General features: G+C 62.9%; 15 protein-coding genes. 4 read left to right on the forward strand and 11 right to left on the reverse strand.

The genetic code is table 11. The annotated features are described in order from the left end of the window. Nucleotides 1-14: 14 nt before the first annotated feature. Complete coding sequence (gene rho, locus AC1DE1_RS18800) at nt 15-1,772, forward strand: transcription termination factor Rho (RefSeq protein ID WP_477176873.1); 1,758 nt, start codon at nt 15-17, stop codon at nt 1,770-1,772. A 78-nt stretch (nt 1,773-1,850) separates the two neighbouring features. On the opposite strand, the gene AC1DE1_RS18805 is transcribed toward rho, so the two are convergent. Beyond that, nucleotides 1,851-2,111, reverse strand: coding sequence for a GlsB/YeaQ/YmgE family stress response membrane protein (locus AC1DE1_RS18805; RefSeq protein WP_441605008.1), 261 nt, complete (start codon nt 2,109-2,111; stop codon nt 1,851-1,853). A gap of 463 nt (nt 2,112-2,574) precedes the next feature. Here AC1DE1_RS18805 and AC1DE1_RS18810 point away from each other — a divergent pair, with 463 nt between their 5' ends. Further along, nucleotides 2,575-3,351: a hypothetical protein gene (locus AC1DE1_RS18810; RefSeq protein ID WP_477176872.1), complete on the forward strand. Its 777-nt coding sequence runs from the start codon at nt 2,575-2,577 to the stop codon at nt 3,349-3,351. An 88-nt stretch (nt 3,352-3,439) separates the two neighbouring features. Here the strand turns inward: AC1DE1_RS18810 and AC1DE1_RS18815 are convergent, their stop codons facing one another. The 4 genes from AC1DE1_RS18815 to AC1DE1_RS18830 form a co-directional block, all read right to left on the reverse strand. Next, a complete protein-coding gene (locus tag AC1DE1_RS18815; protein WP_441605010.1) occupies nt 3,440-4,057 on the reverse strand; it encodes an OmpA family protein in 618 nt (205 codons plus the stop codon). 250 nt (nt 4,058-4,307) lie between these two features. Then, entirely contained in the window at nt 4,308-4,556 is a 249-nt protein-coding gene (locus AC1DE1_RS18820) for a hypothetical protein (protein WP_441605011.1), read from the reverse strand. A 95-nt stretch (nt 4,557-4,651) separates the two neighbouring features. Beyond that, nucleotides 4,652-6,307 (reverse strand): methyl-accepting chemotaxis protein, encoded by a 1,656-nt coding sequence (locus tag AC1DE1_RS18825; RefSeq protein ID WP_477176871.1) that lies wholly within the window; start codon nt 6,305-6,307, stop codon nt 4,652-4,654. A gap of 134 nt (nt 6,308-6,441) precedes the next feature. Next, a complete protein-coding gene (locus tag AC1DE1_RS18830) occupies nt 6,442-6,837 on the reverse strand; it encodes a GFA family protein (RefSeq protein WP_477176870.1) in 396 nt (131 codons plus the stop codon). Nucleotides 6,838-6,963: 126 nt separating this feature from the next. On the opposite strand from AC1DE1_RS18830, the gene AC1DE1_RS18835 reads away from it, so the two are divergent. Beyond that, the gene (locus tag AC1DE1_RS18835) at nt 6,964-7,806 is read left to right on the forward strand and encodes an endonuclease/exonuclease/phosphatase family protein (RefSeq protein ID WP_477176869.1); all 843 of its coding nucleotides are present in this window, start codon (nt 6,964-6,966) and stop codon (nt 7,804-7,806) included. 280 nt (nt 7,807-8,086) lie between these two features. On the opposite strand, the gene rsgA is transcribed toward AC1DE1_RS18835, so the two are convergent. The 4 genes from rsgA to AC1DE1_RS18855 form a co-directional block, all read right to left on the reverse strand. Further along, entirely contained in the window at nt 8,087-9,136 is a 1,050-nt protein-coding gene (gene rsgA / locus AC1DE1_RS18840) for a ribosome small subunit-dependent GTPase A (RefSeq protein ID WP_477176868.1), read from the reverse strand. A 389-nt stretch (nt 9,137-9,525) separates the two neighbouring features. Continuing rightward, nucleotides 9,526-10,044, reverse strand: coding sequence for a PH domain-containing protein (locus AC1DE1_RS18845; protein ID WP_477176867.1), 519 nt, complete (start codon nt 10,042-10,044; stop codon nt 9,526-9,528). Nucleotides 10,045-10,128: 84 nt separating this feature from the next. Beyond that, nucleotides 10,129-10,482 (reverse strand): YciI family protein, encoded by a 354-nt coding sequence (locus tag AC1DE1_RS18850; protein ID WP_477176866.1) that lies wholly within the window; start codon nt 10,480-10,482, stop codon nt 10,129-10,131. Nucleotides 10,483-10,532: 50 nt separating this feature from the next. Next, nucleotides 10,533-11,177 carry a glutathione S-transferase family protein gene (locus AC1DE1_RS18855; RefSeq protein WP_477176865.1) on the reverse strand — a complete coding sequence of 215 codons (645 nt, stop codon included), beginning with the start codon at nt 11,175-11,177 and terminating at the stop codon, nt 10,533-10,535. 112 nt (nt 11,178-11,289) lie between these two features. Here AC1DE1_RS18855 and AC1DE1_RS18860 point away from each other — a divergent pair, with 112 nt between their 5' ends. Then, a complete protein-coding gene (locus AC1DE1_RS18860; RefSeq protein ID WP_477176864.1) occupies nt 11,290-11,877 on the forward strand; it encodes a TetR/AcrR family transcriptional regulator in 588 nt (195 codons plus the stop codon). On the opposite strand, the gene AC1DE1_RS18865 is transcribed toward AC1DE1_RS18860, so the two are convergent. Both AC1DE1_RS18865 and AC1DE1_RS18870 read right to left on the reverse strand, forming a co-directional pair. Further along, nucleotides 11,864-12,307, reverse strand: coding sequence for a hypothetical protein (locus AC1DE1_RS18865; protein WP_477176863.1), 444 nt, complete (start codon nt 12,305-12,307; stop codon nt 11,864-11,866). The two genes, AC1DE1_RS18860 and AC1DE1_RS18865, sit on opposite strands and share 14 nt — an antisense overlap. A gap of 158 nt (nt 12,308-12,465) precedes the next feature. Then, nucleotides 12,466-13,950, reverse strand: a complete 1,485-nt coding sequence (locus AC1DE1_RS18870) for a hemopexin repeat-containing protein (RefSeq protein ID WP_477176862.1) — start codon at nt 13,948-13,950, stop codon at nt 12,466-12,468. Nucleotides 13,951-14,487 lie beyond the last annotated feature (537 nt).

The following is a 14,487-nucleotide window of genomic DNA, read 5'->3' on the forward strand; positions in this document are numbered from 1 at the left end:
GCAGAGGTTTGCCCGTGTCCGATATCGAAAGCAAAGATTCCAACGACGCCAAGAGCGCCGACGCCAAGCCTGTGGCCGAACCCCGTCCGCGCGCACCGCGCAAGTCCGCTGCCGCCGCTGCTGCCCAAAAGGCCGAGAAGCAGGCCCAGCTGGACATGCCGCCGCTGCCGCCGATCGAGCGAGCCGCACCGCCAGCCGTCGAAGCCTATGCCCCGCCGGCTCCCGCACCCGCTGCCGATTCGGCACCTGGCGACGGCAACCAGCGCCAGCCGCAGGAAGCCCGCGAGGGCGGCCAGCAGCAAGGTGGTCAGCAGCAAGGCGGCAACCCGAATTTCAACAACCGCAACGACCGCAACGACCGTGATGGTCGTGGCCGTCGCCGCCGGCACGAGCGCAACCAGCCTCGCGGCCCCGGCGGTGGTGGTGGTGGTGGCGGCCAGCCGCACGCCCGCAACAACAACGGCCTGCCGGTGGACGACGAGTACGCCGATGCCGGCAGCAACGACCGCCTGATCAACCTGACCGAGCTCAAGCGCAAGAATGCGCTGCAGCTGCTGGAATTCGCCGAGTCCCTCGGCGTGCAGGAAGGCGTGGCGCGCGCCCGCAAGCAGGACGTGGTGTTCAACATCCTCAAGGCACATGCCCGCTCCGGCGGCGGCATCTGGGCCGAGGGTGTGCTGGAAATCCTGCAGGACGGCTTCGGCTTCCTGCGCTCGGCCGACGAGTCCTACCTCGCCGGTCCGGACGACATCTATGTGTCGCCCAGCCAGATCCGCCGCTTCAACCTGCGCACCGGCGACTACATCACCGGTCGCGTGCGTCACCCGAAGGAAGGCGAGCGCTACTTCGCCATGCTCAAGGTCGACGACATCAACGGCGATCCGCCGGAGGCGTCGAAGAACAAGATGCTGTTCGAGAACCTCACCCCGCTGTTCCCGCGCAAGGCTTTCAAGCTTGAGCGCGGCAACGGTTCCAGTGAGGACATCACCGGCCGCATCCTGGACCTGGTGGCCCCGATCGGCCGCGGCCAGCGTGGCCTGATCGTCTCGCAGCCCAAGTCCGGCAAGACGATGATGCTGCAGAACATCGCGCAGGCCATCACGTACAACCATCCCGACGCGCACCTGATCATGCTGTTGATCGACGAGCGTCCGGAAGAAGTGACGGAAATCGCCCGCACCGTGCGTGCCGAAGTGATCTCCTCCACCTTCGACGAGCCGGCCGTGCGCCACGTGCAGGTGGCCGAAATGGTCATCGAGCGCGCCAAGCGCCTGGTCGAGCACAAGAAGGACGTGGTGATCCTGCTCGACTCGATCACCCGCCTGGCCCGTGCCTACAACACCGTGGTGCCCAGCTCCGGCAAGGTGCTCACCGGTGGTGTGGACGCGAACGCCCTGCAGCGTCCCAAGCGCTTCTTTGGCGCCGCGCGCAACGTGGAAGAAGGCGGCAGCCTGACCATCATCGCCACCGCGCTGACCGACACCGGCAGCAAGATGGACGAGGTGATCTACGAAGAGTTCAAGGGCACCGGCAACATGGAAGTGCACCTGAGCCGCCGCATCTCCGAGAAGCGCGTGTACCCGGCCATCGACATCAACCGCTCCGGCACCCGCCGCGAGGATCTGCTGATCGAACCGGACATGCTTTCCAAGATCTGGATCCTGCGCAAGCTGCTGCATCCGATGGACGAGCTGGCCGCGATGGAGTTCATGCTCGACAAGATGAAGAACACCAAGTCCAACGACGAGTTCTTCAATTCGATGAAGCGCTGATCGCCCGTCGATAGTTCTACGCAGAGGCCGCCCCAGGGCGGCCTTTGTTGTTTATGGGCGCGACACGCTACGACGCCCTCAACGCATCCATTGTTTGAAGACGCGCAGCATCAAGAGCAAAGCGATGGCGCCCAGGATGGCCGTCACCACCGATGCGATATACCCATCGCCCACGCTGATGCCGGCGAGATGGGCGAGCCCGCCGCCAAGGCATGCGCCCAGCACGCCGATCAGGATGTCGATAAACAAACCGTAGCCATCGCTCTTCACCAGCACGCTCGCGAGGCAGCCGGCCAAGGCACCGAGGATGATCCATAAAAGCAGACTGTATTCCGCCACGGCCCGGCCTCTGATACGTCAAACCAGCGCAGCGATGTAAGCGCCACACCCGTGGGTGACCTTGCTGCGTGCCGAGGTTGCACCCCTCGAGGCTTTCCGGCGGGAAGCCAAGCGGCGGCCTAGGCTGTTTGACCTATTTTCGCGCCGCACAGACGCGCCACCATGAACCGGCCGCCCGGCGTTACCCAAGCAGATGCATCGTGATGTTGAGCCGGCAGCCGCCGCAGCACGCGATGTCCGAATCTGCTGGGACACTGTGCGGAGCCGGCCACCGATGTGTTCTCGTCCGTTGTCAGCGGCAGCCTGTTGCAAGGCTCGCGTGGCTCGTCACCCGCTCGCTCGCGTCACTCCCCTTCCCCATCGATGTCCTGCGCGCGCATCGCCATGGCGCCGATGCATGGCCGTGCCATTTACCGACTGATCGATCCAACACCCACCGGGGATTTCCCCACAGGAGCACGCGATGAAACGCAGCACGTTCGGGCTGGCACTCACGCTACTGTTTTCATGCACCACGGCGGCACTCGCTGCCGACAATACAAAGACCATGGTCGTGCGCGACTACACCGACACGGTGGCGCCGGCCGACCAGCAAGCCTATGAGGCGGGCATCAAGGCGTACAACCAGTGCCTCGCGCAGCACGGCTTCAAATACAACTGGGGCGCCTGGGTGCATGAAACGGGCGACACGTATTCCTACTCCTATGTCACCGACCCGGTGCCGTGGTCCGCGTTCGATGCGATGCGCGCGGCAGGGAAGGCTTGCGACGGCGCCATCCGCACGGGCGTCAATCCTCACCTGAAGAGCGAGATCAGCGCCTTCATGGAGGTGCATCCGGAACTTAGCCACATGGCCAACGGGCAGACCATCAACCAGCCTTATCTCGAAGTGATCAGCTTCAAGTTGAAACAGGGACACGAAGCCCGCGAAGCCTTCATCGACGTGGTGAAAAAGATCACCGCAGCGGCAGAGAAATCGAAGTGGCCGAACTACTACGCCACCGGCGAAATACGCGACGCGGGCGGCGATGCACCCGACTTCCAAGTGCTGATTCCCGCCAAGTCATGGGAGGAAATAGGCAAGGAACCGGCCACGCCGCTGTGGGCCATGGTCGAGAGCGTCTACGGCAAGCCCGAGGCACAGAGCATGCGCAAGTCCCTCAATGATGCCGTGCAAGAACAGAATTCGCATGTGGACAGCTACAACACCGACCTTACCTACAAGGCATCCGGCAAATAACCAGCCTGTGGTCCGACCGGTAAAAGCAAAGGCCGCCCACGGGCGGCCTTTGTTGTGTTGGCATGCGAGATACGCGAAAGCGCGTGGCTTAGCTGCTTCCTGTGCCCGCTGTACTCGCCGTGGTCCCTGCGCTCCCCGCAAAGTCCGTCACCAGCGAGACACGGCGATTGGGCATGCCCTGGTCGCCTGTCGCGCCCTTCACCACCTGGCGGTTTTTCGCCTTGCCGTAGCTCACCGCACGCACCTGGTCGGCATTGAGGCCGCCGGTCTGTACGAGGTAGTCGCGCACGGCTTGCGCGCGCTTGAGCGCCAGTTGCTGGTTGTAGCCGGCAGATCCGGCGGGGTCGGCGAAGCCTTCGGCGGTGATCACCGCGTTGGAGTGGTGATCGCGCATCACCTTCGCAAAGTCGTCGAGCCGTTGCTTGTCCTCATCACGCAACGTGCTCTGATTGGTATCGAAGTGCGCAATGGTGTCCACGCTGATGCGGCCCGCCATGGCCGTGATCTGGGTGTCGTATTGCGCAAACTTGGTGTGCATCTCCTGCGTGATCGCATCGATCTCTTGCTGTTGCTTCTGATCGTTGCTGCGCAGTTCTGCCACGGTGGCATCAAAGTCGGTTTTCTTGACGTAGCCGGTGCAGCCGCAAAGCGCGACCACGAACAGTCCGACCAGGCCACGACCGATACGAGCGCTGGTACTTGCCATGGGGTTCTCCTCTCGTTAGCGGTGCGCAATCACTCGCCGCATTCACGGCGAGCGCATTCGCTCAAGGAGTATGCACGGCAGGCGTCAAGCTGGCGCCAATGCGTAAAATTACGGGTTTGGACGTCTATTCACAAAACCGGGTCACGCGAAGACCGCAGCCAGGTCTTTCATGGCCGCAGTCCATCTCACCATGCGCCAAAAATCCAAAACACCGCATGAATACGGGCGGCAGAATGGGCACCTACGGGGCTCACGACCGCCCCGCCACCTTGCGGAAACGACGCTCCTGCACGATCCACATGCCCAGGCCATAGCCGGCGCCCGCCAGCGCGCCCCACAGCAGGGCGGACTGCGCAACGGTCAGGCGCGGATGCGGGATCACGTACGTCATGATCAGGAACATGGGGAGGCCATAGAGCAGCACCCCATTCAACAGCACATACCGCAACCGTCCCTGCGCGCGGATCCTGGCCCAACGATCGAATTCCCTGGTCTGCATGCGTGCCCCCGTAAGCCTCGCTCTGAAAGTAGAACGATGCTTGAAACGCGCGAGCGACCCATGGGTTGAATGCGGCCATCGGATTCGTTCAGAACTCAGAACTCGGTCCACACCTGATCAGCTGCAGCCAGGCCCGGCGCTGCGCTCCGTGACCTGAAGGACATCGTTGTCCCGGCTGCCCTTGCGCCAGAGGGTCGCGCCGCCGGCTCGCATGGCGCCGCGACCTGCAGGCTGAAATAGGCCACCTGATGGATCAGCACCTGGGACAAGTCCAGCGTGTTGCGGCTGGCGGCACTGGCCTCTTCCACCAGGGCGGCGTTCTGCTGGGTGACTTCGTCCAGCGAGAGCACGGCGTTGTTTACCTGCCCGATGCCCGCCGACTGTTCTTCCGAGGCCGCGGCGATCACCTCGACGATGGCGCTCACCTCGCGCACTTCGTCCGCGATGTCGCTCAATGCGCTGCCCGTGCGCTGCACCAGTGTGGCGCCCTGGGCGACCTTGTCGGCGACGTCCTGGATCAGCGATTTGATGTTCTTGGCCGCGGCACCGCTGCGCTGCGCGAGCACTCGCACTTCCGAGGCGACCACGGCGAAACCGCGGCCCTGCTCGCCGGCACGGGCCGCTTCTACTGCGGCATTGAGCGCCAGTAGGTTGGTCTGGAAGGCTATCTCGTCGATCAGCACCACGATCTCGCCCACTTGCTTGCTGACTTGCGTGATGGCGGCCATCGCATCGACGGCGGAATTCGCGACGCCGCTACCCTCGTCCGCGCGCTGGCGCATGCGCATGGCCATGCCACGCGCCCGGCTCGCGCCTTCGGCGTTCTGCTTGACCGTGCTGGACAGTTCTTCCATCGATGCGGCCGTTTCTTCCAGCGAGCTCGCTTGCTCCTGCGTGCGCTGCGACAAATCATCGTTGCCGTGCGACAGGTCGCGTGCGGCGGACGTCACCTGTTCGGCGACGTCGCGCACTTGCGTGACGATGTTGGCGAGCTGGCGATCCATGGCGTCAAGCGATCGCAGCGTGTCGCTGAATTCATCGTTGCCTGCGATCACCGTCGCGTTATTGAGCCTGCCTTGCTGGATCGCATTGGCCAGCTTGCGGGCTTGCTCGAGTGGACGCGAGATGGCGCGTATCAGCGCGATGGCCGCAGTAACCAGTAAACCCAGAGCGATCGCCAGCACGGCCAGCGCCAGCTGCCAGGTCTGAGTGAAGCTGGCCGCGGCGGCTTGCCTGGAGTCAGCGGCCTGCTTCGCGTTGATCATCCTCAGGCGATCGATCAGTGCCGTGGCTCGGCCCATGGCGTCAGCCACCTTGGCCAGATGCAGCTGGCGTGCCTGATCGGTCTTGCCGGTATCGAGCATCTCGGCTTCGCGGCTCACCTCAGGCCCGACGTCCGCCATCAAGCTGGCCAACTCTTTGGCTACGGTGCTCTCCTCCGGGCTCGAAACCATGGCTGGGTAGTACGTTCTCCAAGCTGCCGCCAGGCGCTCGTGACCGAGCTTGATTCGCGCCGACGCATCCCGCCGAGAGGGATCGATCAGCGATTGATTGAGCGCCTGGCGATCATCCACGATCGCCGCACGCATGGCACTGACCGTGATGATCGCCATCACGTTGTTTTGATACATGTCGTCGACCATGGCATGCGTCTTGCGCACACCAGCCAGGCCAACCACGCCGACGACGAGCGAGAGCACCAGGGCAAGGCCCATGGTCGCGATGATTTTCAAACGAATGGTGACACGCATGCTGCCGACTCCCCGATGGATGACTCACCCTGTAGGGGAGATCGGCGGAGCAAGGGGCATCCTTGATGGGAGCTTTGATGCGCTACGCGGTAGGCATTTGCCGACGCAGCTCCCGCGGATTTTAAGCTAACGCATCACGCCATGTGTTCGATGCCATCCGGCAACGTGACCCACGGATGCATGCACTCCTCGTACACCGAGATGCTCGGCGCGGGAAAATCGGGATTGGAGAACGCACCCACCGGCACGCCCACCAGACCCTCGACCGAGTCCAGCCGGTAGTACACGGTGGCACCGCACTGCGGGCAGAAGTAGAACGTGGCCGAGCCGCCGGTTTCGCCATGCCGCACATAGGCCGTCGAGTTACCGCGTATCACCACCGCGCTCTCGTGAAAACGCGCCTGCACGCCGAACACGCTGCCGGTGCGCCGCTGGCAGGCATTGCAGTGGCAGATGGAGACGCGCAGGGGTTCCTCGGTGGCCCGGAGCATCAGCTGGCGACAACTGCAGGTGGCAACGCGCTGTGGCATGGCGGGCTCTTTGAGGGCGGTGAAGACGCGGATCGACGCGCGCACTATACGCGGCCCTGTGCGTCCGGGCTGCCCCGCCAACGAACGCTCATGCTACGGTCGGCGCACTACCCGCGGAGCCCTTCCATGTCCCCGTCCCGTGCCTGGCTAGTCGCCATCTTCTCCATCCTGTCCACCATCGCCAGCCTGCCGCTCGCCGCGCAAAGCCTGCGCGTGATGAGCTTCAACGTGCGGGTACCCGTGGCGGCCGATGGCCCCAATCGATGGGAGGCACGACGCGACCTGATGGTAAGCACCATCCGCGAACAACACCCTGATGTGCTCGGCACGCAGGAGCTGCATCAGGAACAGGGCGACTACATCGTCTCCAAACTGCCCGAATACACCTGGTTCGGCATCGACCGCCACGGCGGCCACAGCGACGAGCATATGGGCGTGTTCTATCGCAGGGACCGATTGACCCTGAAGGACTCCGGCAATTTCTGGCTGTCGGATACTCCCGAAGTACCGGGCAGCATCACCTGGGGACATCCCTATCCGCGCATGGTGACCTGGGCTTTGTTCGAAGACAAAACCACGCACCGCTCCTTCTACTACTACAACACCCACCTGCCCTATCAGGAGCAGGACGAACCGGCGCGCGTCAAAGGTGCCAAGGAAATGCTTGGCCGTCTTGCCAAGTTACCGGCGAACGCGCCCTTCATCCTGACCGGCGATCTGAATACCGATGCCAGCAGTCCGACGTATGCGCTGCTGACCAAGGCGTTGGTCGATACGCGCGCTGTTGCGGCCAAGGTTGAAGGGCCGGAGAAGACGTTTCATAACTTCACCGGCAATCCGACGGAACGCATCGATTTCATCCTTGAGCGGGGCTTCAAGCCGACACGCTTTGCCACGCTGACCACTCAGAAGGATGGGCGGTATCCGTCGGATCATTTTCCGGTGGTGGCGGATTTGAGCTGGGAATAACGTCGAGCTCGCACCTTGTAGGAGGGCACCCTGTGCCCGACTGCGGTGCGCCACAGGTGGCCTGTCGCGCACAGGGTGCGCTCCCACAAGGGGATCGCTTGGCCGAGGGCCGCCTCAGCTTTTCAGCGATTGCTGATCTGCGCAGGAATCAGGGCCATGCCACCCAGCTCGAGAAATCCTTGTGGGAGGGCACCCTGTGCCCGACTGCGGTGCGCCACAGGTGGCCTGTCGCGCACAGGGTGCGCTCCCACAAGTGAGCGCTGCTCGCTGGAGCGATCCATCACCGCCCCAGCCTCTCCCGCTTCGCCTTCATCACCTGCTTCGCCATCGCACCAAACTGACGACTTTGCTCACGCTGCTCGCGCAAGGTCTGCCTGGTGCGCATCGCTTCGCGCTGCAGCTTGCGATAGTTGTCGACGCGTCGTGCATCGAGCGTGCCCTCAGCCAGCGCTGCTTCCACCGCACATCCAGCATCGCCGTGGTGATGGCAATCACCAAAACGACATTGCGAGGCAAGCGCCGCGATGTCTTCGAACACCGCATCCAGTTCCGGATGCGCGGTGGCAAGACGCAGCTCACGCATGCCTGGCGTATCGATCACCCATGCCGCGGAAGCGGTGGGAAACATCTCCCTCGCCGTAGTGGTGTGACGCCCGCGAGCATCGTCTTCGCGTATTCCCCAGGTCCGCTGCGAAGCCTCGCCGATCACCCGGTTGGTGAGCGTGGACTTGCCCACGCCGGACGAGCCGACGAAGGCCACCGTCTTGCCCGGTGCCAGCCACGGCGACAGCTGCGACACCGATGCATCATCCAGAGCGTTCACCGCAACAACGGCCACGCCAGGCATCAACTGCTCCGCCTCGGTCACATAGCCCGACACCCCTTCGCCGAGATCCGCCTTGGTCAGCACGATCACCGGCGTCACGCCCGCATTGAGCGCCAGCGTGAGATAGCGCTCCAGGCGCGACGGGTTGAAGTCGTCATTGCACGACGACACCACAAACAGCACATCCAGATTGGCCGCGATCAACTGGCGCTGATGATCGCCACCCGCGGCGATGCGCTCGATCAGCGACTGGCGATTCAGCACCCGCAGCACGCGATCCGCATCGTCCGCGAGCCATACCCAATCACCCACCGCCGCGCCGCTATCGAGATGATGCGGCAGCACCACGGACGCCTGCCCACGCGAGGACAACACCGTCAGCCCGCTGCGATGCACCGCCAGCACACGCGCGGGATAACCTGCCTCGAAATCGGCCAAGGTCAAGGATTGTGCGTACTCAGCGCGCCAGCCGAGCTGGTGCAGCGAAAACGTCTCTAAAGACATGGGAAACACCCTGGAAACAAGGAAAACGACGGCCACGCGTGAGCGGCCGAACGAAGTGCCGGGGTGCGAAACGAGGAATGAAGCGCATGCCAGCCGAGGGCTGGCAGAAACATCAGAAGCGCGTCGACCCGGCAGAGGCTGCAGCTACAACAATCATTGTTCTTTCCTCCTAAGGCTGGGTTGACGGGACGCGCAGAGTAGCCACGCACAGCGGCCGTTGCAAGTACTTATTTTCGTTAGACGTTACGCATAAAAGAGCGCCCACCCCGGTATTGCAACACACGTGCCGACCCTGGGTTTTCAAAAACGCACGCCCGAAAACGCCGAAGGCCAGCTCATCGGCCGGCCTTCTGTATCGATGCTGTGACAGCGCCTCGTGACGCCAAGCGCTACATCTGCTCCACCGGCAACACCCGGCGACGCGAGCGCTCCCGCAGCGAACAATCGCGCAGCGTATCGGCCATCGCCTCCAGATCCGGGATGCCATACAAGTACACCGACGTCATGCCCGCATCCGACGAATGCAGGTGCACGGTGCTATAGCCGAGCAAACGCTGCCCCAGCGGCTTGTGCAGGTCGATGTGGTCAACACGGAACAATTCCAGGTTGTCCTGCATCTTGGAGAACAGCCCGCGCTCGATGCGCACGCGTTGCGTGGTGATGGTGAAACGCGTGGAGAGGCTGCGTATCCAATAGACCAGCAAGGCGATCCCGAGGGTGATGACGATCAGCACGTACTGTCCTGCCGAATACACCACCGCCGGATGTCCCTCGAACAGAGTCCGTTCCGTCGTGGCCTCACGCGCCGCCACATAGGCATCGATATCCGTACCGCAGAATCGGCACTTGTGCGCCGTGGCCATGATCATCTCGCCACAGGCCGGACACGGCTTACGCTGCTCGTCCATCTCACACCCCACTGGTTAGTCCCGTGAGGATTATGCGGCCTGCGGCGGCAAACTGGCTGAGCGAACGGATAACCCCGCCCCGGCTTACCCTGGCAGCGGCAGGCACTCCATGATTTCCACCGAATCGCCCGGGAAGATCGAAAAATGCGGGTGGCCCTCGAACAGCTTGGCCGCCGCCTCCTGCGATTCGGCCCGCACCACGGTGTAACCCGTCATCTGATTGCGGATGCCTTCGATGCCGCTCTTGGATGTACGCAGCGTTTTGCCGAGCGGCGCGCCGACGTCGACAATGGCCTCCTTATGCACCTGCACCCAGGCGCCCCAGGCCTGGATGCCCTGCTGGACCCGCGCCTGTCGCTCCGCTTCGCTGAGCTCATCCCAGCCCGATGCCTTATGCGTCGCTTCCGAGCCGATATAGACCGCGAGAAACTGTTTCATGGTTGCCTCCAGGGTGGATGGACGGATGGTGCCAGGGTCGCGTTGCAGTACTACGCCAGTGCGTCGGCTTTCTTCGCGGTTGTGGCTGGCCAGGGATCGGCCCAGGCCGGCAAGCGCATCAGGCCATCGAGCCAGCGCACCACGTTCGGGTAATCACCAAGCGGCATGTGCGAATGACGCCATTCGCACGCCATCGACGCGAGCTGGAAGTCAGCGATGGTGAGGCGGTTGCAGGCCACAAAGTCGCGGCCCTCAAGGTGCTGGTCCAACACGGCGGCAAACCTCTTCAGCTCGGGAATCACTGCCGCGATCTCGGCCTCGTCAGGCTCGCCGATATGGAAAGTCGCCTTCACCACATGCTCGAAATAGAACGGCGCCACCGCACTCGCCCAATGCTGGTCGTTCCACGAGAGCCAGCGCAGCACTTCGACCTGTTCGGCGGGCTTGTGCGCGGGCCACATGTCCGAACCCTGCTTGATGCACAGATACGCCATGATCGCGGACGACTCCCACAGCACCGTATCGCCGTCGACCAGGGTGGGCACCTTTCGATTGGGATTGAGGGCCGTATAAGCCGGCGTCTTCAGACCGCCGCCCATCAGGTCGAGCTCGATGCACTGCGCCTCGATGCCCAGGTGCTTGACCAGCGCCAGCACACGGCGCGGCGCCTGGGCCTTGATCCAGTAGATCTTCATGCCTTCCTCCGCTGCTTGGTTGGGTTACCGGCGCCCACCTTACCCCGCCGCAAAATATGTTAAAGAACATAATTTGAGGGCCTGCTATACCTGTCCCACGGAGGTTGCAGCCATGCCTTACAGTCCCGAACACAAGGTGCAGACGCGGGCACGCGTGGTCGAATCCGCGCGGCGCCTGTTCAATCGCCACGGCTTCGAACAGGTGACCATCGACCAGGTGATGGCCTCCGCCGGGCTCACCCGCGGCGCGTTCTATCACCACTTCGACAGCAAAGACGAACTCTACGCCGCCGCCGTCGCCAGCTTCACCACCTGCAATCCGTTCGCCGTGAAATCGGCGCAATCGGCGCCGGCCATCGACGATCCCAAACAGATGGCGCGGATGTTGATCGATCTCTACCTCAGCGATGAAGTGCTGGAGAACATCGACATGCATTGCCCGCTCTACGCACTGCCTTCGGACGTGGCGCGTGCCGGGCTGGAACCGCAGCAGGCGTATACCGACCTGATCCGCGGCATGCGGCACATCTATCGCGTGGCGCTCAACGGCGTGCGCGATGCGGACCGGCGCGCCGACGCCATGGTCTCGCTATGTGTGGGCGGCATGGTGCTGGCACGCACCACCAACGATCCGCAGTTGCGCAAGTCGCTGCGTGCTTCGGCGCGGCATCAGGCGCTGGCGTTGCTCAAGACGGAGTAGCGTCGGCGCCGCTGTCCCTGGGCACGTTCGCGTCGATCCAGTGGATGATGAACTCATCGAGCGCGACCCGCTCGGGAACGTCGATACCTGCCTCGCGCACGAACGCGTTCGCCGCCTTGATCAGCGACTGGCGCGACACATTGCTCGCCTGGCGCGCAGCCGCCTGCTTCTGGCGCAACTGCACGATATGCGGCGAGGGTTTCCCCGGCTTGGCGTACTTCTGATAGCGGCGCAGTTCGTCGGCGGCCAACGTGGTATCGAACGCCGCCTGCAAGGTGGCTTTGCGAGCCTGCAGAAGTGCCATCAGAGCTTCCGTACGGGCACCGGCGTTGCCCTGCCCCGGCAGCACGCGTGCGAGTGCATCGGGAGCCTCGGTTCCCTGCAAGGCTGCAAGAAAAGCGGCATAGGGGAAGGGTGCGGTCGTAATCATGGCGATGGCCGGATGCAGATGGCCTCGCACGATACGCGCTTGCGCCACGAACTGCGATGAAGCCGGTCGTATGGCTTCATCCGTCGCAAGCGGCTCGCTTTTAAGGAAACGCCTGATATCGCCGCGCAGGCAGGTCAAGCAAGCCGACCGTCATCGATTCACAGCTTGTGCTGCGCACCCTTGGGCAACACCAGCTTGTGCTCGATCTTGCCGACACGATGGATCACCTTGCCGCCGGCACTGAGTCGGAACGACTGGGTGAAGTTGTGGCTAGGCGTATCGGGCAGAAGGCTATAGGCGCTATTGGCCGCCTCCACGGTCTTGTACGTCCAGTCCACGCACTGCGGCTCGGTGTTCAAGATCGACATCAGATTGGCGGCCGAGTAGGTCATAGTGCCCGCGCCTGAGGAAAGCATGGTGGTGGCGCCGTTGATGTCGCCCACGAAGTTGACCTGAAACGCCACGATGGGCGCGAGATTCTGTGCAGGCTGACCGCTCAGCGATACGGTCTTGTTGCCTATAGTGTGGCCGTGATTGTCGATCAGAGTGAAGGTGACACCGTTGATGTTGTCCGCGGCATCATTCGACAGGCTGATGATGATCTGATAGCCGGCAGGCAAGGTATTGCTCGGCAGATTGGCCAGCCGCTGCAGGATATTGATCACCTGTTGCTGCTTGTTGTGCCAGTTGTCCACGATGCACAACATGCCTGGCGACGTATTGTCGGGAATCAGCAGCACGCAATACTGCTGCGCGCCGTCGTATGCGCCGCTGGCCGAGTACGCGTTCAGTTGAAAGCCGAAGCCATTGCTGCCCGTGATGTCGGTGTCCACGATGATGTGCACCGACAGCCCGCGCAAATGATTGCACGAGACAAACCAGGGAAAACCGGGTATCGCGCGTATCTTCTGCTTGACCGCCTCACTCGCCGACACCCGCGGCCCCGGGCTATACAGGAAGTAATTCGAATTGCTGCCCAGGCCCGCCTGTGGAATGGCTGCATATGGGCCTGCGCTGTTGAGCGCCGCGCTGATGCCGTTGCGTCCGAAATTGCCCCAACCCCAGTTCGGCGAAATGGGTTTCGGATAACCCGCATCCACCGTACCCGCACCTTCATCGGCGCGCGTGACGCGTATGTACTGATCGCCCGCAAAGAAGTAGCAACGCGAGCCGCTGTACAACGCCGCGTCGATGCCGTTCTCGCCGAACGATCCCCAGTTCCACACCGAGATGGGTCGCGGATAACCCGCGTCCACCGTGCCGGGCCCGGTTTCGCCGCGGGTCACGCGTATGTATTGCTTGCCTGAGAAGAAATAGCACTTCGAATTGCTGTATAGCGCCGCATCGATGCCATTGGCCCCGAACGCACCCCAGCCCCAGTTCGGCGCAATCGCCCGCGGATAACCCGGGTCGATCGTACCGGGCCCCGTCACGCCACGCGTGGTGCGAATGTATTGGCTACCCGCAAAGAAATAGCACTTCGAACCACTGTAGAGCGCGGCGTCGATGCCGTTGGCACCGAACGATCCCCAACCCCAGTTCGGCGAAATGCCGCGCGGATATCCGGCATCCACCGTGCCCGGACCGGTGTCGTCACGCACGACGCGGATGTATTGGTTGCCTGAAAAGAAATAGTCGTACACGGCAGCTCTCCAGCTGAGGCGCGCGGCCTCTTGCGAGCAGATATCCCGTTGACCCACGGTCCGCATGCTGCGGAGGAAGAGCGTCGAGCACGCAAACGCCCTGTTCGAATCACGGCGGAGATTAGCGCCGGCGCCGCGCATGCTCCATAGCGCATAAGCGCTGTAGTCAGGCGTTTTACTTAGACCGTTTGATCGGCGAAAACCCCGCGAGGCCATGCGCCGCGAAATGGCCTCGGCATCAGCAAGAACATGCGATGCAACTGCGATGCCTGGCTATACGTATCTCAACGAAAGCGAGTATCTCGGTATCGGTGGCCGTTGAAAGGGTGAGGCACGTCAGTCGCGCACAGGGTGCGCTCCCACAAAGGCTTTTCTTGGTGGGTGGTGTTTCATGGTGGGTGGTGTTTCGTTGTCGGCGACATGTCGATGTGGGAGCGCCTCCCCTGTGGGAGCGCACCCTGTGCGCGACGCTCTTCATCACGCCCCTCGATTCAAATCACGCCCCACACCGGCCACAGCACAACCCAGGGCTGTTAC

It is taken from the genome of Dyella sp. 05T440, from assembly GCF_056395965.1.